Source organism: Pseudomonas sp. B12(2026) (genome assembly GCF_057767015.1).
On the sequence record NZ_CM173430.1, the window covers coordinates 994,362 to 1,014,687 of the forward strand.

At 67.8% G+C, this 20,326-nt stretch carries 14 protein-coding genes and 1 tRNA gene; 10 read left to right on the forward strand and 5 right to left on the reverse strand.

The features are described 5' to 3' along the window. Positions 1-55 precede the first annotated feature (55 nt). The 3 genes from AC3B6A_RS04735 (at position 56) to AC3B6A_RS04745 (ending at position 2,518) form a co-directional block, all read left to right on the forward strand. Positions 56-478 (forward strand): pilin, encoded by a 423-nt coding sequence (locus AC3B6A_RS04735; protein WP_488401150.1) that lies wholly within the window; start codon positions 56-58, stop codon positions 476-478. A gap of 311 nt (positions 479-789) precedes the next feature. Continuing rightward, positions 790-2,349, forward strand: coding sequence for a PglL family O-oligosaccharyltransferase (locus AC3B6A_RS04740; RefSeq protein ID WP_488401151.1), 1,560 nt, complete (start codon positions 790-792; stop codon positions 2,347-2,349). A 93-nt stretch (positions 2,350-2,442) separates the two neighbouring features. Beyond that, positions 2,443-2,518, forward strand: a tRNA-Thr gene (locus tag AC3B6A_RS04745). A gap of 51 nt (positions 2,519-2,569) precedes the next feature. Here AC3B6A_RS04745 and galE read toward each other — a convergent pair. Together galE and nadC are read right to left on the reverse strand one after the other, a co-directional pair. Next, entirely contained in the window at positions 2,570-3,592 is a 1,023-nt protein-coding gene (galE, locus tag AC3B6A_RS04750) for a UDP-glucose 4-epimerase GalE (protein ID WP_488401152.1), read from the reverse strand. 112 nt (positions 3,593-3,704) lie between these two features. Further along, positions 3,705-4,553 carry a carboxylating nicotinate-nucleotide diphosphorylase gene (gene nadC / locus AC3B6A_RS04755; protein WP_488401153.1) on the reverse strand — a complete coding sequence of 283 codons (849 nt, stop codon included), beginning with the start codon at positions 4,551-4,553 and terminating at the stop codon, positions 3,705-3,707. A gap of 282 nt (positions 4,554-4,835) precedes the next feature. Between nadC and AC3B6A_RS04760 the strand changes: the two genes are divergently transcribed. The 4 genes from AC3B6A_RS04760 (at position 4,836) to AC3B6A_RS04775 (ending at position 10,867) form a co-directional block, all read left to right on the forward strand. Further along, positions 4,836-7,127, forward strand: a complete 2,292-nt coding sequence (locus AC3B6A_RS04760; RefSeq protein ID WP_488401154.1) for a DUF1631 domain-containing protein — start codon at positions 4,836-4,838, stop codon at positions 7,125-7,127. An 88-nt stretch (positions 7,128-7,215) separates the two neighbouring features. Continuing rightward, on the forward strand, positions 7,216-7,779 hold the full coding sequence (ampD, locus tag AC3B6A_RS04765; protein WP_488401155.1) for a 1,6-anhydro-N-acetylmuramyl-L-alanine amidase AmpD: 564 nt from the start codon (positions 7,216-7,218) through the stop codon (positions 7,777-7,779). Then, entirely contained in the window at positions 7,776-8,612 is an 837-nt protein-coding gene (ampE, locus tag AC3B6A_RS04770) for a regulatory signaling modulator protein AmpE (RefSeq protein WP_488401156.1), read from the forward strand. Before ampD ends, ampE begins: the two co-directional genes overlap by 4 nt. A 1,550-nt stretch (positions 8,613-10,162) precedes the next feature. Then, positions 10,163-10,867, forward strand: coding sequence for a methyl-accepting chemotaxis protein (locus tag AC3B6A_RS04775; protein WP_488403512.1), 705 nt, complete (start codon positions 10,163-10,165; stop codon positions 10,865-10,867). Between the two features lie 111 nt (positions 10,868-10,978). Here the strand turns inward: AC3B6A_RS04775 and AC3B6A_RS04780 are convergent, their stop codons facing one another. Beyond that, positions 10,979-11,758 (reverse strand): TatD family hydrolase, encoded by a 780-nt coding sequence (locus AC3B6A_RS04780; RefSeq protein WP_488401157.1) that lies wholly within the window; start codon positions 11,756-11,758, stop codon positions 10,979-10,981. A 4-nt stretch (positions 11,759-11,762) separates the two neighbouring features. Next, positions 11,763-12,761 carry a catabolite repressor/activator gene (cra, locus tag AC3B6A_RS04785; protein ID WP_488401158.1) on the reverse strand — a complete coding sequence of 333 codons (999 nt, stop codon included), beginning with the start codon at positions 12,759-12,761 and terminating at the stop codon, positions 11,763-11,765. A 214-nt stretch (positions 12,762-12,975) separates the two neighbouring features. Here cra and ptsP point away from each other — a divergent pair, with 214 nt between their 5' ends. The 3 genes from ptsP to AC3B6A_RS04800 are packed head-to-tail and all read left to right on the forward strand — an operon-like array spanning position 12,976 to position 18,577. Next, complete coding sequence (gene ptsP / locus AC3B6A_RS04790) at positions 12,976-15,861, forward strand: phosphoenolpyruvate--protein phosphotransferase (RefSeq protein ID WP_488401159.1); 2,886 nt, start codon at positions 12,976-12,978, stop codon at positions 15,859-15,861. Continuing rightward, the gene (gene pfkB / locus AC3B6A_RS04795; RefSeq protein WP_488401160.1) at positions 15,861-16,796 is read left to right on the forward strand and encodes a 1-phosphofructokinase; all 936 of its coding nucleotides are present in this window, start codon (positions 15,861-15,863) and stop codon (positions 16,794-16,796) included. The genes ptsP and pfkB overlap by 1 nt, the downstream gene beginning before the upstream one ends. Before the next feature lie 35 nt (positions 16,797-16,831). Next, complete coding sequence (locus AC3B6A_RS04800; RefSeq protein WP_488401161.1) at positions 16,832-18,577, forward strand: PTS fructose-like transporter subunit IIB; 1,746 nt, start codon at positions 16,832-16,834, stop codon at positions 18,575-18,577. 351 nt (positions 18,578-18,928) lie between these two features. Here AC3B6A_RS04800 and AC3B6A_RS04805 read toward each other — a convergent pair whose 3' ends face one another. Further along, positions 18,929-20,311, reverse strand: coding sequence for a UDP-glucose dehydrogenase family protein (locus tag AC3B6A_RS04805; protein WP_488401162.1), 1,383 nt, complete (start codon positions 20,309-20,311; stop codon positions 18,929-18,931). Between the last annotated feature and the right edge of the window lie 15 nt (positions 20,312-20,326).

A 20,326-nucleotide genomic window follows, 5' to 3' on the forward strand; every position in this document is an offset into this window, starting at 1 on the left:
AGCTGCTTTCTCCGAAGCAGGTCCTAGGACCGTACCTAAAAAACTGGAGAGAACTATGAAAGCTCAAAAAGGCTTTACCCTGATCGAACTGATGATCGTGGTTGCGATCATCGGCATCCTGGCCGCCATCGCTCTGCCGGCTTATCAGGATTACACCACTCGCGCCAAGATCAGCGAAGTTATCGTAATGGCTGCTCCGGCCAAGCTGGCTGTGGCTGAAACCAGTTCTTCTCTCGGCGGTCTGGCATCGCTGACTGCTTCGAACTCCGGTTATACCTTCCCGGGTGCGACTAAATACGTTTCTGGTATCACCATTAATGACGGAGACGGTATTGTAACCGCAACTTCGATCGTTCCGAATGCTGAAGGTGATATTGTTCTTACGCCTACTGAAAATACTAATGGTAGTGGTCAGCTGACCTGGAAATGCACCACCACTATCGATCCCAAGTTCGTTCCTCAAGAGTGCCGTCCTTGATAGCACTGTGATTCTTGTGGCTTAAAGAGGCGACCTTCGGGTCGCTTCTTTTTTGCGGTCAGGTTTGGATTGTCGGTGCGCTGGGGCTTTATGAAGTGGACTGTGGGAAGTGTGTGTCCGGAGTTCAGGGCCGGCTGCATTGGCTTGGGGAGGGGGCGAGGTTGTATCGAGTGAGTGGAGGAAATGAGGATAGGGCGGAATGTTCGACGCTTGTGAGAGTTCTTTGGGTAGTTGTCGCTTCGTTCCCTTGGTTGCTGCCTACGCACACGGATCCCTGGACTACCTTCTACAATGACTCCATGGCGGCAGCTATGTTGCTTCCGTTGGTCGTTCTGTTGTTCTTCTCTTCGCCGCGGGGTTGGACTGTAACTCGTGGGGCATTCTTTATTTTCAGTCTGTCTATCATTCCTGTCTTTCAGGCGATGGCAGGGCTGCTTCTCATTCCTGAAGAGTCTTTTCTAATTGCGGGTTTCATTCTGGTCTTTGCAATTGCCTTGTCCTTGGGGCAGCAGAGGCAATTGGTAGATTCCTATCGAATTGCAGATGGTTTGTTCGCAATTTTTTTCCTTGTTTCGATACTTTCTACTGGACTGGCCCTGTATCAATGGTTCGCGCTTGATGGGTTGGGGATTCTGGTGCCTTCCCCCGCGACAGGCGGAGTGAGGGTTGTTGCGCTTGTCGGGCAAGCCAACAATCTTGCGACACTTCTGGTTTGGGGGTGTATCGGAGTCTGGTGGGCCTATGGCAGACGTTTTATCGGTGGTGGCTGTGCTGTCTTGGCGGTCGCCTTCTTCTTGCTGGGGGTGGTCCTGACGGGCTCGCGTACTGGCTGTCTTCAGGTCGCTTTCCTTGCTGTGGTTGCTCTCATGTTGTGGTGGCCTCGCGATGTAAGGAAAAGACTGGTCGCGGTGCTATTGCTGGCAAGTTGGTTTGTTTCTTTGCTATTGCTTATTCCATCGCTGGGTGATTTTCTCTTTGGTGCAACAGGTCGGGAGATGTTAAGTGCCGGCCTGCGTCCGATTTTTTGGTCCATGGCGCTTGAGGGCATTGCAGAACGGCCGTTGCTTGGGTATGGCTGGAACCAGGTTGTATCGGTTCATGTGGAGTTTGCCGAGAAGTATCCGGGCCTAAGTTCAGTTATGGGGCATGCGCATAACCTCTTCCTTGACCTGCTGCTCTGGAATGGGGTCGTAATTGGCACGGTGTTGGTGGCTGCTATTGTCTGCTGGGGAGTCGGGCAGGTTCTGAAGGTGAGGACGGAGCGGCATGGCATCATTCTGGCCGCCATTGGTGTCTTCCTTATTCACTCGATGCTTGAGTTGCCTCATCTTTACTTGATTTTCCTGGTGCCAGTCGGCTTGCTGGTTGGTATGGCAAGTTCGTTCTTGCCCATGAAGACCGTCGCTACGTTGCCACGCTTCTCGATAATCGTGATTGGTGCGGTGATGGCTGTGGTTCTTGTAATTGTATTTCGCGACTACAGATTGATAGAGGAGAGCCTGGCTGCGCGTAAATTGGTGGCTGCGCGAATATCGGGCGCAGTAATCCCAGCCTCTCCATACGTGATTCTCCTCAAGTCGCTGCAGAGTGCACTTGAGCGCCTGGACACGGAGCCAAGGCGAAACATGTCGGCTGCGGCTCTCGAAGGAGAGCGTCTTGCAGTCTTGCGCTACCCGACAACTGGTGGGCTTTTTCGGTATGCGCAATCAGCCGCGTTGAACAATAGAACAGGAGAGGCGGCCTGGGCGTTGCAGCTCATCTGTGACCTCAAGCCAAAGCGGGATTGCAGATCGGCGATTAATGATTGGGCGGTCGTGGCGTCGTCGGGTAATCCTGAAATGAGTTCCGTTGTTTTGCCAAGAGTGGAGTGAGTTTCGCACCTGCACCGCCTAATCACTTCGGCGTATATCAAATCGCCTGGATGGATTGATTCGCAGGGACCGGGATGGTAGCTTACGCCCGCCGCCGGTGTAGCTCAGTCGGTAGAGCAGCTCATTCGTAATGAGAAGGTCGGGGGTTCGATTCCTCTTACCGGCACCATCTTCAACAAAAAGCCCCGCTTTCGAGCGGGGCTTTTTGTTTGTCTGCGCTTCAGCCGTCGACGTAGCCGCCGGGGTTGCGGCGTTGCCAGTTCCAGGCGTCGCGGCACATGTCCTCGAGGCTTCGGGCGGCGTGCCAGAGCAGTTCCTGGCCAGCCAGGTCGGGATCGGCATGGTAGCTCGCCACGTCGCCGGGGCGGCGGTCGAGGAACTGGCGGGGGAGGCTGTGGCCGCAAGCCTTTTCATAGGCCTCGATGATTTCCAGCACGCTGTAGCCGCGCCCGGTGCCGAGGTTGAAGGTCTTCGCGCCTTCGGCGCCGTCCAGCCAGCGCAGCGCGCAGAGGTGGGCGTCGGCGAGGTCGCAGACGTGCAGGTAGTCGCGCACGCCGGTGCCGTCGGGCGTCGGGTAGTCGCTGCCGAATACCCGGATGAACGGCTGCTGGCCGGTCGCCACTTGCGAGACATAGGGCATCAGGTTGTTGGGAATGCCGTTGGGATCCTCGCCAATCCGCCCGCTGGCGTGGGCTCCGACCGGGTTGAAGTAGCGCAGGATGGCGATTTTCCATTGCGGGTCGGCGTGGGCGATGTCGCGCAGGGCGATCTCCGCCATGAGCTTCGAGCGGCCATACGGGCTGGCCGGGGCGGTGGGGGCGTCCTCGCGGATCGGGCTTTCGGCGGCGAGCCCGTAAACCGTTGCGGAGGAACTGTAGATGAAGCGCTTCACGCCGTGACGCTGCATCACCTCGCAGAGGGGCAGGGTGCCGGCGAAGTTGTTCTGGTAGTAGGTGATCGGGTTGGCGACCGATTCGGCAACGGACTTCAGGCCGGCGAGGTGGATGGTCGCTTCGATCGCGTGTTCGCTGAAGAGCCGTTCCAGGGCGGCTTCGTTGCGCACGTCGCCTTCGACGAAGGGAATGGCCTGGCCGGTGAGTTGCTCGATTCGCCGCAGCGGGGTGGTGGAGCTGTTGCTCAGGTTGTCCAGGATGACCGGAGTGAAGCCCTGCTCGATCAGTTCAATACAGATGTGGGAGCCGATGTAGCCACAGCCCCCGGTCAACAGAATCTTGCTCGCCATGATCTCGCCCGTGCTTTCCCTGCGCCGTTTCGCCCGTCTCCGGATTCTCTCAGAGGCAGGCGAGGCGGCCCTATGCAGCGCGGCGTGATCGATTTGGCAGTTTGGCGCGGTGCTACAGGCTCAACCGCATCGACAGATCCAGCGCCTTGACGTCCTTGGTCAGGGTGCCGATGGAGATGTAGTCCACGCCCGTTTCGGCGACGCTGCGCAGGGTCGCCTCGGTGATGCCGCCGGAGGCTTCCAGCTTGGCGCGGCCGGCGGTGAGAGCGACGGCGGTGCGCATGTCGTCCAGGCTCAGTTCGTCGAGCATGATGATGTCGGCGCCGGCGTCCAGGGCCTGGCGCAGTTCGGCGAGGTCTTCCACCTCGACCTCCACCGGCTTGCCCGGTGCGATGCGCCGGGCGGCGGCGACGGCCTGGGCGATGCCGCCGCAGGCGGCGATGTGGTTTTCCTTGATCAGGAAGGCGTCGTACAGGCCGATGCGGTGGTTGTGGCAGCCGCCGCAGGTGATCGCGTACTTCTGCGCCAGGCGCAGGCCGGGCAGGGTCTTGCGGGTGTCGAGCAGCTTCACGCCGGTGCCGTCGACCAGGTCGGCGTAATGGCGGGCGCGGGTGGCGCTGCCGGAAAGCAGCTGGAGGAAGTTCAGGGCGCTGCGCTCGCCGGTGAGCAGGGCGCGGGCCGGGCCTTCGAGGGTGAACAGGGTCTGGTCGGCGCTGACCCGCTCGCCATCGCGAACCTGCCAGGTCACCTGGACGCGCGGGTCGACCTGGCGGAAGACCTCGTCGACCCAGGCGCTGCCGGCCAGCGTGGCGTTCTCGCGGGTGATGATGCGCGCGCTGGCGTTGCGTTCGGCGGGGATCAGCTGGGCGGTGATGTCGCCGCTGCCCACGTCTTCGGCCAGGGCGGCGCGCACGTTGGCTTGGATTTCCCCGGAAAGCTCGGCAAGGGTGAGGTTCGGCATGGAAGGCTCCTGTTCGCGGTGCCGGGATTATACGGGCGGCACGCTGTCGCGGGTATCGACCGGCGGGGCGCAGGTTGAGCGGCTGCCGGACGGACGGCAATCGAGTTGTAGGAAATTTCTTCAAGAATGCGAGAAATGACTCTTGGTTGTTAAGAAAGCTTCCCTATAATGACGCTCAATAGTCCTACTTTTTGACGTCATTAATTTGACGCGGATGGCAGCCTCAATGGTTGTTGATGCCGCCAGCCAGCCCGGCCAGGGGCTGACGGCAGGAGACGTGCGATGAAGAACGACGCGAATGCGAATGTAGTGCCGCTGAACAAGTCGGCTGCTCCCGAGCAGTCGCCGAATTCGTTCGCCGCGCGTTTGCCGGCGGCGCTGGTCAGCGTGCGCGACAAGGTCGCCGTCCAGTTGCGCCAGGCGATGCAGGCGCTGTTCGACAACGCCGACGACACCCTGTTCGAGATGGCCGACCGCGCCGCCAACAACACCGAGCAGAGCGCCTACTTCGAGGCCATGCGCGACCTGCGCCTCAAGCGCAAGAGCATCGAACGCGGCTTCCTGCAGAAAGTCTTCGAGAACTTCGCCAGCCTCGGCCAGTACGACATCGGCAAGTCGCCGCTGGAGACCGTTTCCTACGACAACCTCACCCTGGTCCAGAACGACGAGCTGGAAGAGGCCGTGGCGCTGGATGCCATGGTCGCCAAGGTGATGAACCGTGACGGCGTCGCCCTCGGGCACCTCACGGCCCGCATCAACAAGCTGGTCAGCAAGAAGGTCGAAGACAAGACCAACCCGCTGGGCCCGCGCCTGCTCTGCGAGGCGTTCCTGGAGGCGTGCCAGGGCCTGGGCGTGGAGATCAAGGTCAAGCTGATCATCCTCAAGCTGTTCGACAAATATGTGCTGGCCGAGGCCGAGCACCTGTATGCCGGGGCCAACCAGACGCTGGTCGACCTCGGCGTGCTGCCGGAACTCAAGAACGTGCCGCTGCGCCGTCCGCCGCAGCGCACCGCGCCCAGCCAGGGTGGCGGCGCGTCGGCGGCACCGGCGCCCGCTACGGCGGAGCAGGCCGGCATGCACTACCTGGACAGCGAATCCCAGGCGGCATTTTCCGCCCTGCAGGAACTGCTTTCGCAGGTGCGCGGCAGTGCGGTCGCGCCGGCGCGCGCGGTGCCCGCCGACGCCGTGCCGATCACCAGCAACGACCTGATGCGCCTGCTCTCCCACCTGCAGTCGCACCTGCCGGCGCAGACCATCGATGAGGTCGACGTACGCCAGCACCTGGACCACCTGCTGACCCGCGTCAGCTCCAAGAGCGGCCGTTCCCGCGTGGTCGGCCAGGTCGACGAGGACGTCATCAACCTCGTCTCCATGCTCTTCGAATTCATCCTCGACGACCGCACCCTGCCGGACTCGCTGAAGGCCCTGATCGGCCGCATGCAGATTCCGATGCTCAAGGTCGCGGTGCTCGACAAGACCTTCTTCAGCCGCGGCAGCCACCCGGCGCGCCGCCTGCTCAACGAGATCGCCTCGGCGGCCCTGGGCTGGGGCGAGCAGACCGACGGCCAGCGCGACTACCTGTACCAGAAGATCGAGCAGGTGGTGATGCGCCTGCTGAACGATTTCGTCGACGACCCGGCGATCTTCTCCGAGCTGCTCGACGAGTTCATCGCCTTCACCGGCGACGAGCGCCGCCGCAGCGAACTGCTCGAACAGCGCACCCGCGACGCCGAGGAAGGCCGCGCCCGCGCCGAGCTGGCGCGCCAGGACGTGGAGCGCGTGCTCAACGAGCGCCTGCTCGGCCGCACGCTGCCGGAAGTGGTGGTGCGCCTGCTGCAGGAAGCCTGGAGCAAGGTGCTGCTGCTCACCTGCCTCAAGCACGGCACCACCTCCAGCGAGTGGGACGCCGCGCTGGCGACCATGGACGACCTGGTCTGGAGCGTGGAGCCCCACGAGGACCCGGATTCGCGCCTGCGCCTGCTGGAGATGGTCCCGCAGCTGCTCAAGTCGCTGCGTGAAGGTCTGGCCGCCGCCGCCTTCGATCCGTTCTCCACCGGTGAATTCTTCAGCCGCCTGGAAGGGCTGCACGTGCAGGCCTTCCAGCGCTACAAGCAGGCCGAGGAACGCGAGGCAGCCGGTCTGGACGACGACCTGCCGCTGCTCGACGAGCCGCTGGACGCGCCCGCCGCGGCCGCGCCGCAAGCGGCGATGGTGGCGGTGGTGGCGGAAATCGTCCTCGCCAGCCCCGAAGGAACTCCCGCGGTGGAGCAGGAAACCGTGTTCGCCGATGACGACGAGTCGCTGCGCCGGGTCGACGACCTGCGCGTCGGCAGCTGGGTGGAGATCCAGGAAGACGAAGAACACAAGCTGCGCTGCAAGCTGGCGGCGGTGATCCGCCCGAGCTGCCGTTACATCTTCGTCAACCGCACCGGCATGAAGGTGCTGGAGAAGACCCGCATGGGCCTGGCCCTGGAGTTCAGCCGCAACGCCGTGCGCCTGCTGGACGACGCCCTGCTGTTCGACCGCGCCCTGGAGTCGGTGATCGGCAACCTGCGCCGCCTGAAGAACGCCTGACCGCGCCGCACCCAGAGCGGTGCGGCGACCCTGCGAGTTCATTTCCCCGTGCGGCTGCTTTAGAGTGGGGTTCTTCCAAGGAGCCCCCATGCAGCTCGACCCCCTTACCGGCTGGTGCCAAGGCGCCCAGCATTGCCCCTCGCCGAACTTCAATGCCCGCCCGGACGGCGAGGTGGTGTCGTTGCTGGTGATCCACAACATCAGCCTGCCGCCGGGCCAGTTCGGCACCTGCAAGGTTCAGGAATTCTTCCAGAACCGCCTCGACGCCGACGAGCATCCCTATTTCGCCAGCATCGCCGCCATGACGGTTTCCGCGCACTTCCTCATCGAGCGCGACGGTTCGCTGTTCCAGTTCGTGTCCTGCAACCAGCGCGCCTGGCATGCCGGCGTGTCGCGTTTCGACGGGCGGGAGAACTGCAACGATTTTTCCATCGGCATCGAACTGGAAGGGACCGACTGCGATCCCTACAGCGACCGCCAGTACGAGGTCCTGGCGGCGCTGACCCGGCAGCTGATGGCGAGCTACCCGGCCATCACCCCGGCGCGTATCCAGGGGCATTGCGACATCGCCCCCGAACGCAAGACCGACCCGGGCGAGGCATTCGACTGGGCGCGCTATTTCGCCGCCATCGGAGTGAAGGAGTCACTATGAGTTTCCTGCTGTTGTTGCTGGTCCTGGTGGTCGAGAAGCTCTCCTCCTGGCGCGCGCGCGTGCAGCGCGACAGCCTCTGGTTCGGCTGGCTGGACAGCGTGGGCGGCGTACCGTCGCTCATGGCGCGGCCCTGGCTCGGGTTGCTGGTGGCGATACTGCCGCCGCTGCTCCTGCTCGCGCTGCTGCTGACCCTGCTGGAGCCCGTCGCCTACGGCCTGCTGGCGCTGCCGGTGCACCTGCTGGTGGTGATCTGGAGCCTGGGGCGCGGCGACATCCTGCGGGCCATCGGCCCGTTCCGCGATGCCTGGCGCCGCGAGGACGCCCAGGGCGCCTATCACGTCGCCGAGCGCGACCTCGGCGTGCAGGCCGACAACGACGACGAGTTGCTGGCGCAGGTGCAGGGCACGCTGGTGTGGCAGGCCTACCAGGCATTCTTCGCGGTGATCTTCTGGTACGCGCTGCTCGGCCCGGTGGCCGCGCTGGCCTACCGCCTGCTGGCCCTCGCGGCGGAGCAGTGCCGGCAGGCGGAGCTGCGCGAGCGCGCGGTCCAGCTGCGGCATGCCTTCGACTGGCTGCCGGCGCGGGCGCTGGTGCTGAGTTTCGCCCTGGTGGGCAACTTCGTCGCCGTCAGCCGCAGCCTGCTGCACGACCTGCTGGCCTGGGACGTTCCCGCCGCCCGCCTGCTGGCCCGGGCCGGCTACGTCGCCGAGGACTTCAACGAGGGCGGGCTGGGCGCCAAGGGCGTCGCCAGCCTGGATGCGCTCTGGCAACTGCTGGTGCGCTCGGCGGTGCTCTGGTATGCCGTCTTCGCCATCTGGACCCTGCTGCTGTAAGAGCCTGATATCGGCCTCTCCACCGTTGGTCCGATGATGGCATTTTAACCTTAAGTTACAGAACTCCCCGCCGATATCAGGTACACAGAAGCCTGTGCCCGCCGCCGCGGTCCGTGATACGCGTCACGAACCCCGGCCGGGCGCGCGCGGCGTGCGCCAGTCCAGGGGCGCGCCTGCCATCCCCGACAAGCGACATAACAATAACGGGAACAGGAGACGTCTTTGTGAGGACTGCGCTCTATCCGGCCATCGCGCTGATGAACCGCCTGAGCTTCGGCATGAAGTTCAGCCTGATCAGCGTGCTGTTCTTCCTGCCGATGCTGATCACCAACTTCTACCTGGTGCGCGATTCCTACCGCCAGTTCGTCAACACCCGCGCCGAACTGCAAAGCCTGCAGCTGATCGGCGATGGCCAGCAGGTCCGTCGCAACGTCGAAGCCTACAACGACCTGTTGCAGATCAACGGCGTGCTCGGCCAGTCCGGCAAGGGCGCCGGCCTCGACGGGCGCATCGCCCAGTTGCACAAGGACCTGCAGGCGCAGATCGGCGCGTTGCAGCCGGTCACCCAGGACGCCGAGCAGGTCGCCGAATTCAATACCCGCCGCGATGAGCTGCTCAGCTCCCTCAAGGGCGTCGAGAGCGAAGGCTCGCTGCAGAGCAAGGCGGCCGTGGCGGCGCGTCTGCTCAGCCAGGTGCAGGTATTCAACAAGCTGCTGCTGTCCCAGGGCGGGCTGAGCCAGGACGACGCCCGCGACGTGCGCCAGCTCGCCGAACTGATCACCGCCGTCACCCCGCAGATCACCCAGACCCTCAGCCAGGGCCGCACCATCGGCTCCAGCGCGCTGGGCCAGGGCTTCCTCAATTCCTCCTCCAGCGCCCGCTTCGACGACCTGCTGCAGGAGCTGGAAAAGCTCCACGCCGAATACGGCCTCAAGCTGCAGGACGCCCTGGGCGGCAGCGCCGCCGCGCAGGCCGCGCTGTCCGCCGAGGCCGAGGCCAGCCGGGAAACCCTCAAGAGCCTGGGCAAGCTGTTCGAGGAAAAGGTGGTGATGGCCGATACCCTCGACATGCCCTGGACCGAGTTCTACGAGCAGGTCAGCCGGGCGATGGACCAGACCTACCGCCTCGACGACCAGGTGCTGGCCTTCGTCGATGGCGCCCTGCAGGAGCGCCTGGCCAGCAAGCAGCGGCAGATGCTGCTGCTGGTGGTGGCGCTGCTGGTGGTGTTCCTCGCCATCTTCTATCTCTACGGCGGCTTCTACGTGTCCACCCGCACCACCCTCAAGAGCCTGGGGCAGATGATGGAGCGCGTCGCTTCCGGCGACATGACCGTCACCTTCCACGCGCAGAGCCGGGACGAACTCGGCGAGCTCGGCCAGGCGTTCAACCAGACGGTGGCGAAGATCCACGACCTCATCGAGCGGGTCGGCCGTACCGTCGCCGAAGTCGAGCGGCAGACCGTGCGCGTCGAGTCGGTGTCCGCCGAGAGCAACCAGGCGGTGAGCGGCCAGCGCAGCCAGATCGAACAGGTCGCCACGGCGATGAACCAGATGTCCGCCACCGCCCAGGAGGTGGCGCGCAGCGCCGCCGTGGCGGTGGGCAGCGCGCACAACGTCAACCAGGAAACCGCCAGCGGCCGCGCCCTGGTCGAGTCGCAGGTCGGCAGCATCCAGCGCCTGGCCGGCGAGATCGACGAGTCGGTGAGCGTGATCAACCAGCTGGCCGCCGACAGCGCCTCCATCAGCCGCGTGCTGGACGTGATCAAGGGCATCGCCGAGCAGACCAACCTGCTCGCGCTCAACGCCGCCATCGAGGCGGCGCGGGCCGGCGAGCAGGGCAGGGGCTTCGCCGTGGTGGCCGATGAGGTGCGCACGCTGGCCAAGCGCACCCAGCAGTCCACCGAGGAAATCGAACAGATGATCGCCCGCCTGCAGAGCGGCGTCGGCGCGGCGGTGAAGGCGATGGGCAGCAGCCACCAGACCGCCGACGGCACCGTCAGCCAGTCGGCGCAGGTGCAGCTGGCGCTGGAGAACATCCTCCAGGCGGTGGGCGCCATCGTCGACCAGAACCAGCAGATCGCCGCCGCCGCCGAGCAGCAGACGGCGGTCGCCCACGACATCGACCAGAACATCGTGCAGATCAACCAGGCCGGCGAACGCACCGCCGAGGGCGCCAGCGAGACCGAGCGCGCCAGCCGCGAGCTCAGCGGCCAGGTGGTCGAGCTCAAGCGCCTGATCGGCGCGTTCCGGGTCTGAGGCAAGGGTTTTCACCAGCAGCCCGGTATCCGCGCGAACGCATGGACGCATCCCCATCTCGCGGATACCGGGTTGTCGGTGATTCAAATCGCCGCGGTGACCTGCTACGGCTCACGTCCAGCCGAACAGCTCCATCGCATTGCGCGTGCTGGCGCTGGCCAGTTCCTCCGGGCTGATGCCCTTCAGCTGCGCCAGCGCCGCGCAGATTTCCGGCAGGTGCTCGGGGCTGTTGCGCTGGCCGGGGTACATGGCCGGCGCCATGTCCGGCGAATCGGTTTCCAGCACGATGGATTCCAGCGGAATCTCCGGCACCACCTTGCGCAGGCGGTTGGCCTGCGGCCAGGTCGGCGCGCCGCCCAGGCCCAGGCGGAAGCCCAGCCTGAGGTATTCGCGGGCCTCCTCGCGGCTGCCGGCGAAGGCGTGGACGATGCCCTGGCGCTTCGGCCGGAAGCGCTTGAGCGTGGCGATCACCGCCGCATGGGAGCGGCGCACGTGCAGCAGCACCGGCAATTCGAAGTCGATGGCGGCGCGCAGCTGGTCCTCGAAGACCGCCTGCTGGCCGTCGCGGTCGAGGTCTTCCAGGTAGTAGTCCAGGCCGATCTCGCCCACCGCGCAGAGCTTCGGCTGGCCGGCCAGGCGCTCCAGCCACTCGCGCAGCGCCGCCAGGTGCTCGGGGCGGTGGCGCGCCAGGTAGATCGGGTGCAGGCCGAGGGCGGCGTACAGGTCGGGCTCCTGCATGGCCAGCGCCCAGACGTCCTCCCAGTTCTCGCGGAACACCCCGAGCAGCACCTGACGGATCACCCCGCGCTCGCGGCTGCGCCGCAGCACCGCCTGACGGTCGCCGGCGAAGTCCGGGCAGTCGAGGTGGTTGTGGGTGTCGATCAGCTGCATGGCCTCACTCCGCGTCGGCGCGCAGCATCAGCGTGCGCGCCACGGGGTGGACGCCGGGGGTGTAGCTGTTCTGCTCGATCGCGCTCAGCGCCAGGTCCAGGGCGCGTTCGGCGATCAGCGCATGCTGCTGGGAGATCGCGTTGACCTTCAGCGGGACGAAGTCGAGCAACTGGGTGTCGCCGAAGGTGGCGATGCGCAGCTCCGCCGGCCAGCCGCCGGGCAGCGCCTGGAGCACGTCGAACACGCCCTTGAGCAGGACGTAGGACGTGGTGATCAGCGCTTCGGGCAACTGCCCCTGGCGCGCCAGCAAGGCGTCCATCAGCCGCCGGCCGCATTCGCGGCTGAAGGCCTCGCCGTGCTCGACCAGCACCTGTCCCTGGAAGTCGCGCAGCGCGCTGCGGAAGCCCGCGGCGCGCTCCTGGCTGATGATCAGCTCGGCGCGCGCGCCGAGCAGGGCGATGCTCCGCGGCGGCGGTTGCAGCAGGCTGGCGGTGAGGCGCTGGCAGGCGTCGCGGTCGTCGCTGACCACCGAGCAGAAGCGCTGCGGATCGAGCTGGCGGTCCACGCCGATCACCGGCACGCCGGCGGCCAGCAGGCGGGCGTGGCTGTCGTCGCTGTCCGGCAGGCAACTGGCGACGATCAATGCATCGCAGCGCCGCGCGCGGAACAGGTTGAGCACCTGGCGCTCGGTGTCGGGCTCGTCGTCGGAACTGGCGATCAGCAACTGGTAGCCACGGGCCCGGGCGCCCTGTTCGAGCAGCTTGGCCAGCTTGGCGTAGCTGGGGTTCTCCAGGTCCGGCAGGACGAAGCCGAGGGTGCGGGTCTGGCCGCGGCGCAGGCTGGCGGCCTGCTGGTCCGGGTGGTAGCCGTGTTCTTCGATCACCGCGCGCACGCGCTCCACCGTGGCGGCGCTGATGCGCCGCTGCACGGCCTTGCCGTTGATCACATAGCTGGCGGTGGTGACCGAAACACCGGCCAGGCGGGCGATATCACTGAGTTTCAACGGGGGATGCTGCCGATGATTGGGGGCTTCAAGGATCACGCATTATCGCGTAACGTGCCAGTCTCAAAAGGTGAAACGATTCAGCGCTTCTTCCGGACCTTGCCAGGAAGACGCCGTGGCGGTCGGGAAAGCCACAGGCTCTAAGCTGTTCACCGTACAAGCGGAAAACCGCCCCACGACGCCGCCGCGTCCCCGCGCCGGCGAGGAGATATCGATGCTCGAACTGAACGCGCAGCAGGTCCGCATGGACCAGCGCGCCGCCGACAAGCAGGCCGCCCTGGCGCTGCTCGGCGCGGCCCTGGAGGACGACGGACTGGTCGCCGCCGGCTACCTCGCCGGTCTCCAGGCCCGCGAGGCGCAAGGCTCCACCTACCTGGCGCAGGGCATCGCGATTCCCCACGGCACCCCGGAAACCCGCCACCTGGTGCAGCGCACCGGCGTGCGCCTGCTGCATTTCCCCGAGGGCGTCGCGTGGGGCGATGGCCAGGTGGTGCACCTGGCCATCGCCATCGCGGCCAAGTCCGACGAACACCTGCACCTGCTGCAACTGCTCACCCGCACGCTGGGCGACGGCGAGATGGGCGAGGCGCTGCGCCGGGTCGAGACCCCCGAGGCGCTGCTGCAACTGCTGCGCGGCGCACCGCAGGCGCTGCTGCTGGATACCCAACTGGTCGGCCTGGGCGTCATCGCCGAGGACTTCGACGAACTCACCGTGCTCGGCGCGCGGCGGCTGAAGAAGGCCGGCTGCGTCGAGCCCGGCTTCGCCGCCGAGCTGCACGGCGCCGAGGCGCTGCCGCTGGGCGGCGGGCTCTGGTGGCTGCACAGCGGCGAACTGGTCTCGCGGCCGGGGCTGGCCTTCGTCACGCCGCAGCGCGAGCTGAACCATGCCGGCCAGCCGGTGCGCGGGCTGTTCTGCCTGGCCAGCCGGGGCGACGCGCACCGCACGGTGTTCGAGCGCCTCTGCGACCTGCTGGTGGACGGCCGCGCCGCCGAGCTGGCGCGCGCCGGCTCCAGCCGCCACGTGCTGGAAGCGCTGGGCGGCGAGCTGCCGGTGGACTGGCCGAGCGTGCGGGTGCCGCTGGCCAACCCGCACGGCCTGCATGCGCGCCCGTCGCAGGTGCTGATGCTGCTGGCGCGGGACTTTGCCGGCGAGATCCGCGTGCGCATCGCCGGGGCCGACAGCGCGCCGGTGTCGATCCGCAGCCTGAGCAAGCTGCTCGGCCTCGGCGCGCGGCGCGGGCAGGTACTGGAATTCTTCGCCGAGCCGGAGATCGCCGGGCTCGCCCTGGCGGCCGTGCGCCTGGCGGTGGAGCAGGGGCTCGGCGAGGAGGTCGAGCCGCTGCCGGAAACCCCGGAGCCCCTTGCCGACGTCGCCGAGGCCGCCGAGGCGCCCGCGCCCGAAGCGCCGGCGGCGGGCAGCCGCCTGCAGGCCATCGCCGCGTCCCCCGGGATCGCCAGCGGCCCCGCTTATCCACAGGTCGAGCAGCGTTTCCGCTTCGCCGAGCAGGGCGAGTCCGTCGAGCTGGAGCGCCAGCGTCTGGATGAAGCGTGCGCGGCGATTTCCGCCGAGATCGAGGCGCTGGTGACGCGCACCGGGGTGAAGGCGATCCGCGACATCTTCGTCACCCATCAGGCGCTGCTGGAGGACCCGGAGCTGGCCGACGAGGTGCAGTCGCGCCTGGCCGAGGGCGCCAGCGCGGAGGCCGCCTGGAGCCAGGTGATCGAGCGCGTCGCCAGTGCCCAGGAAGCCTTGCGCGACGCCCTGCTGGCCGAACGCGCGGCCGACCTGCGCGACCTCGGCCGGCGGGTGCTGGCGCACCTGTGCGGCGTGCCGGTTGCCGCCGCGCCGGAGCGGCCCTACATCCTGGTGATGGACGAGGTCGGCCCCTCCGACGTGGCGCGGCTGGACCGCGAGCGGGTGGCCGGCATCCTCACCGCGCGCGGCGGGGCGACCTCGCACAGCGCGATCATCGCCCGCGCGCTGGGCATCCCCGCGCTGGTGGGCGCCGGTGCGGCGGTGCTGGCGCTGGAGCCCGGGACCCTCCTCCTGCTCGATGGCGACCACGGCGAGCTGCGGGTGGCGCCCGGTGCCGAAGCCCTGGCCGAGGCCGAACGCCAGCGTGACCGGCGCCAGCGCCGCGCCGAGCGGGCCGAGGCGCGCCGGCACGAACCGGCGCTCACCCGCGACGGCCATGCGCTGACGGTCTGCGCCAACCTCGGCGACACCGCCGGCGCGGCGGCGGCGGTGGAACAGGGCGCGGAGGGCGTCGGCCTGCTGCGCACCGAATTCGTCTTCATGGACAACCCCCAGGCGCCGGACCAGGCGGCCCAGGAGGCCGAGTACCGGCGCGTGCTCGACGCCCTCGACGGACGGCCGCTGGTGGCGCGCACGCTCGACGTCGGCGGCGACAAGCCGCTGCCGTACTGGCCGATCCCCGCGGAGGAAAACCCCTATCTCGGCGTGCGCGGCGTGCGCCTGACCCTGCAGCGCCCGCAGATCTTCCAGACCCAGCTGCGCGCCCTGCTGCAGGCCGCCGCCGGCCGGCCGCTGCGCATCATGTTCCCGATGGTCGGGCAGGTGGAGGAGTGGCGGCAGGCCCGCGACCTGACCCGGCAGCTCTGCGCGGAGCTGGGCGGCGCGCACGACCTGCAACTGGGCATCATGGTCGAGGTGCCGTCGGCGGCGCTGCTGGCGCCGGTGCTGGCCCGCGAGGTGGATTTCTTCAGCGTCGGCACCAACGACCTGACCCAGTACACCCTGGCCATCGACCGTGGCCATCCGACCCTCTCGGCGCAGGCCGACGGCCTGCACCCGGCGGTGCTGCAACTGATCGACATGACCGTGCGCGCCGCCCATGCCCACGGCAAGTGGGTGGGCGTCTGCGGCGAGCTGGCGGCGGACGCGCAGGCGGTGCCGCTGCTGGTGGGGCTGGGGGTGGACGAGCTGAGCGTGTCGGCGCGCAGCGTCGCCCAGGTCAAGGCGCGGGTGCGCGAGCTCGACCTGCCGCTGGCCCGCGAGCTGGCCCGGGCCGCGCTGGGCCTCGGTTCCGCCGCCGAGGTGCGCGAACGCGTCGCCCTGGCGCTGCCGGAGGCGGACTGATGGCGCGCATCCTCAGCGTGACCCTGAATCCCGCGCTGGACCTGACGGTGCGCCTGCCCGGGCTCGACCTCGGCGCGGTCAACCGCAGCGAGTCGATGCTCAGCCAGGCGGCCGGCAAGGGGCTGAACGTCGCCCAGGTGCTGGCCGATCTCGGCCATGCGCTGAGCGTGAGCGGCTTCCTCGGGGCGGACAACGCACCGCCCTTCGACGCGCTGTTCCGCCGCCGTGGCTTCGTCGATGCCTTCGTCCGCGTGCCGGGGGAAACCCGCCGCAACATCAAGCTGGCCGAGGACGGCGGACGCATCACCGACATCAACGGCCCCGGCCCGGAGGTGGGCGCCCGCGAGCAGGACGCCCTGCTCGACCGCCTCGACCGCATCGCCGGCGAGCATGAGCTGATCGTGGTCGCCGGCAGCCTGCCGCGCGGCGTCGAGCCCGGCTGGTTGCGCGAGTTGCTGCGGCGGCTCGCGCGGCGCGGCCTGAAGGTGGCCTTCGACAGCAGCGGCGCGGCCCTGCGCGCCGGGCTCGAAGCGGCGCCCTGGCTGGTCAAGCCCAACGAGGCCGAGCTGGCCGAAGCCTGTGGACAAGCGCTCGACACGCCGGCGGCGCTGAGCGCGCAGGCCGGCGCGCTGCGCGCGCGGGGCATCGAGCAGGTGGTGCTGTCGCGGGGGGCGGACGGCGTGCTCTGGTTCGGCCCGCAGGGCAACTGGCGGGCGACCCCGCCAACGGTCGAGGTGGCGAGCACGGTGGGGGCGGGGGATTCGCTGCTCGCCGGCATGCTCCACGGCCTGCTCGCCGGCTGGCCCGCCGAGCGCGTGCTGCGCCACGCCACGGCGGTGGCGGCGCTGGCGGTCACCCAGTTCGACTTCGGCATCGGCGATGCGCGGCGGCTGGCCCGGATAGAAGACGGTGTGCAGGTCCAGGCCCTGGCCTGACGCGCGCCGTTCCCAGAACAACAAGAGGTATGACGATGAACCTTGCCCTCATCACGGCCTGCCCGAACGGCCAGATCACCAGTGTGCTCAGCGCGCGCCTGCTGCGCGTGGCGGCCGAGCGCCTGGGCTGGTCAGTGTGCGTCGAGCAGCGCGACCCGCAACATCCCGAACGCCAGCTGTCCGCGGCGCAGATCGCGGCGGCCGACTGGGTGCTGGTGGTCAGCGCGCAGCCGCTGGACCTCTCGCGCTTCGTCGGCAAGCGCCTGCTGCAGGCGCGCCCGGCCGAGGCGCTGGCCGATCCCGCCGCTTTCCTCCAGCGCGCCGCGCAGGAGGCGGAAGTCTGGGCGGGCGACGAGCAGCCCGCCGCCACCGATCGTGCCGCGCGGCTGGTGGCGGTCACCGCCTGCCCGACCGGCGTGGCGCACACCTTCATGGCCGCCGAGGCATTGCAGCAGGCGGCCCGGCAGATGGGCGTCGAGCTGAAGGTGGAAACCCAGGGCTCGGTCGGCGCGCGCAATCCGCTCGCCGCCGAGGACATCGCCGCCGCCGACGTGGTGCTGCTGGCGACGGACATCGAGGTGAACGCCGAGCGCTTCGCCAGCAAACGCATCTTCCGCTGCGGCACCGGCGTGGCGCTGAAGCAGCCGCGGGCGATCCTCGAACGCGCGCTGCGGGAGGCGAAGGCGGAGTCCGCCGCGTCCGCCGGCGGCGGTGCGGCGCCGGCCGGAAATGAAGCGCGCGGCGTCTACAAGCACCTGCTCACCGGCGTGTCCTTCATGCTGCCGATGGTGGTGGCCGGCGGCCTGCTGATCGCGCTGTCCTTCGTCTTCGGCATCGAGGCCTTCAAGCAGCCGGGCACGCTGGCCGCCGCGCTGATGCAGATCGGCGGCGACGCGGCGTTCAAGCTGATGGTGCCGATGCTCGCCGGCTACATCGCCTGGTCCATCGCCGACCGTCCGGGCCTGGCGCCAGGGATGATCGGCGGCCTGCTGGCGAGCACGCTGGGCGCGGGCTTCCTCGGCGGCATCGTCGCCGGGCTGCTGGCCGGCTACTCGGCGCGGGCCATCGCGCAGTGGCTCGCGCTGCCGGACGCGGTCGCGGCGCTCAAGCCGATCCTGATCATTCCGCTGCTGGCCAGCCTGTTCACCGGGCTGGTGATGATCTACGTGGTGGGTTCGCCGGTGGCGGCGATGATGCATTCGCTGACCGATTTCCTCGCCGGCATGGGCACCACCAACGCCATCCTGCTCGGGCTGCTGCTGGGCGGGATGATGTGCGTGGACCTCGGCGGGCCGATCAACAAGGCCGCCTATGCCTTCTCCGTCGGCCTGCTGGCGTCGCAGAGCTACGCGCCGATGGCGGCGGTGATGGCCGGCGGCATGGTCCCGCCGATCGGCATGGGCATCGCCACCCTGCTGGCGCGGCGCAAGTTCGCCCAGGGCGAGCGCGAGGCCGGCAAGGCGGCGCTGGTGCTGGGGCTGTGCTTCATTTCCGAGGGCGCGATTCCCTTTGCGGCCAAGGACCCGCTGCGGGTGATCCCGGCGAGCATCGTCGGCGGTGCGCTGGCCGGTGCCTTGTCGATGCTGTTCGGCTGCAGGCTGCTGGCGCCCCACGGCGGGTTGTTCGTGCTGCTGATTCCCAACGCGATGAACCACGCGCTGCTGTACCTGCTGGCGATTGCCGTGGGCAGCGTGGCGACCGGGGTGATCTACGCCGTGCTCAGGCGCGCCGAGGCGGCGCCGGTGATGGTGCTGGACGAGCCGGCGCAGGGGCGCGGGTAGGGCCGAGGCATTGCGCGCGGCCGACCTGTAGGAGCGAGCTTGCTCGCGAACAGAGCCCCCGGTCGCACCTGTGTCGGGCGGTTCGCGAGCAAGCTCGCTCCTACGAAAAGCGGCTCTGGCGGGAGGGTTGAGACCTTGCGCAGAGCCCAACCTGTAGGAGCGAGCTTGCTCGCGAACAGAGCCCCCGGTCGCACCTGTGTTGGGCGGTTCGCGAGCAAGCTCGCTCCTACGAAAAGCGGCTCTGGCGGGAGGGTCGAGGCCTTGCGCAGGGCCCAACCTGTAGGAGCGGCTCCGGCGGGCGGGTTGAGACCTTGCGCGGGGCCCAACCCGTAGGCACCGGCTGGCCGCGCCTCAGGCGTGGCGCTGCTGCGCCGGCTCCAGCGCCGGTGCGGGCACCGGCAGGCGGTGCGAGTCGCCGCGGCCCATGGCGAAGTATTCGAAGCCATGGCGGGCCATGCGCTCGGGGTCGAACAGGTTGCGTCCGTCGAAGATCACCGGGGCCTTCAGACGGCCGGCCAGCAGCTCGAAGTCCGGCGCCTTGAACTGCCGCCATTCGGTGCAGATCACCAGGGCGTCGGCGCCGCCGAGGGTGGCTTCGGGGGTGCCCATCAGGGTCAGGCGTTCGTCGTGGCCGTACAGGCGCTGGGCTTCGGGCATGGCCTCGGGGTCGAAGGCGCGCACCTTGGCGCCGGCGGCCCACAGCGCTTCCATCAGGGTGCGGCTGGGGGCGTCGCGCATGTCGTCGGTGTTGGGCTTGAACGACAGGCCCCAGAGGGCGAAGGTGCGGCCCTTGAGATTGCCGCCGTAGTAGCCGCTGATGCGCTCGAACAGCTTGTTCTTCTGCCGCTGGTTCACCGACTCCACCGCGCGCAGCAGGTCGCTGGAGCAGTGCGCTTGCTCGGCGCTCTGGATCAGGGCCTGGACGTCCTTGGGGAAGCAGGAGCCGCCGTAGCCGCAGCCGGGGTAGATGAAGTGGTAGCCGATGCGCGGGTCGGCGCCCATGCCCTGGCGCACCGCTTCGATGTCGGCGCCCAGGTGTTCGGCCAGTTCGGCGATCTGGTTGATGAAGCTGATCTTGGTCGCCAGCATGCAGTTGGCGGCGTACTTGGTCAGTTCGGCGCTGCGCAGGTTCATGCTGATGATGCGGTCGTGGTTGCGGTTGAACGGCTCGTAGATCTCGCGCATCACGTCCATCACCTCGGGGCTTTCGCAGCCGATGACGATGCGGTCGGGCTTGCGGCAGTCGGCCAGGGCGGAGCCTTCCTTGAGGAATTCCGGGTTGGAGACGATCTCGAATTCCAGCGTCCGGCCGGCCTCGGCGAGCACCTGCTGCACCTGCGCCCTGACGCGGTCGCCGGTGCCCACCGGCACGGTGGATTTCTCCACGATGATCACCGGCTGGGTGCGGTGGCGGGCGATGCCCTCGGCCACGGCCAGCACGGCGCGCAGGTCGGCCGAGCCATCGGGCAGCGGCGGCGTGCCCACGGCGATGAACTGCACCCGGCCGTGGGCGGCGGCTTCGGCGACGTCGCTGGTGAAGTGCAGGCGGCCGGCTTCCAGGTTGTCCTTCACCAGCTCGGCCAGGCCCGGCTCGAAGATGCTGATGTGCCCGCGCTTGAGCTTGGCGATCTTGTCCTCGTCGATGTCCATGCACAGGACGTCATGACCGACTTCCGCCATCACGGCGGCCTGCACGAGCCCCACATAACCGATACCGAATACGCTGATTTTCATGCTGTGCTCTCCCGC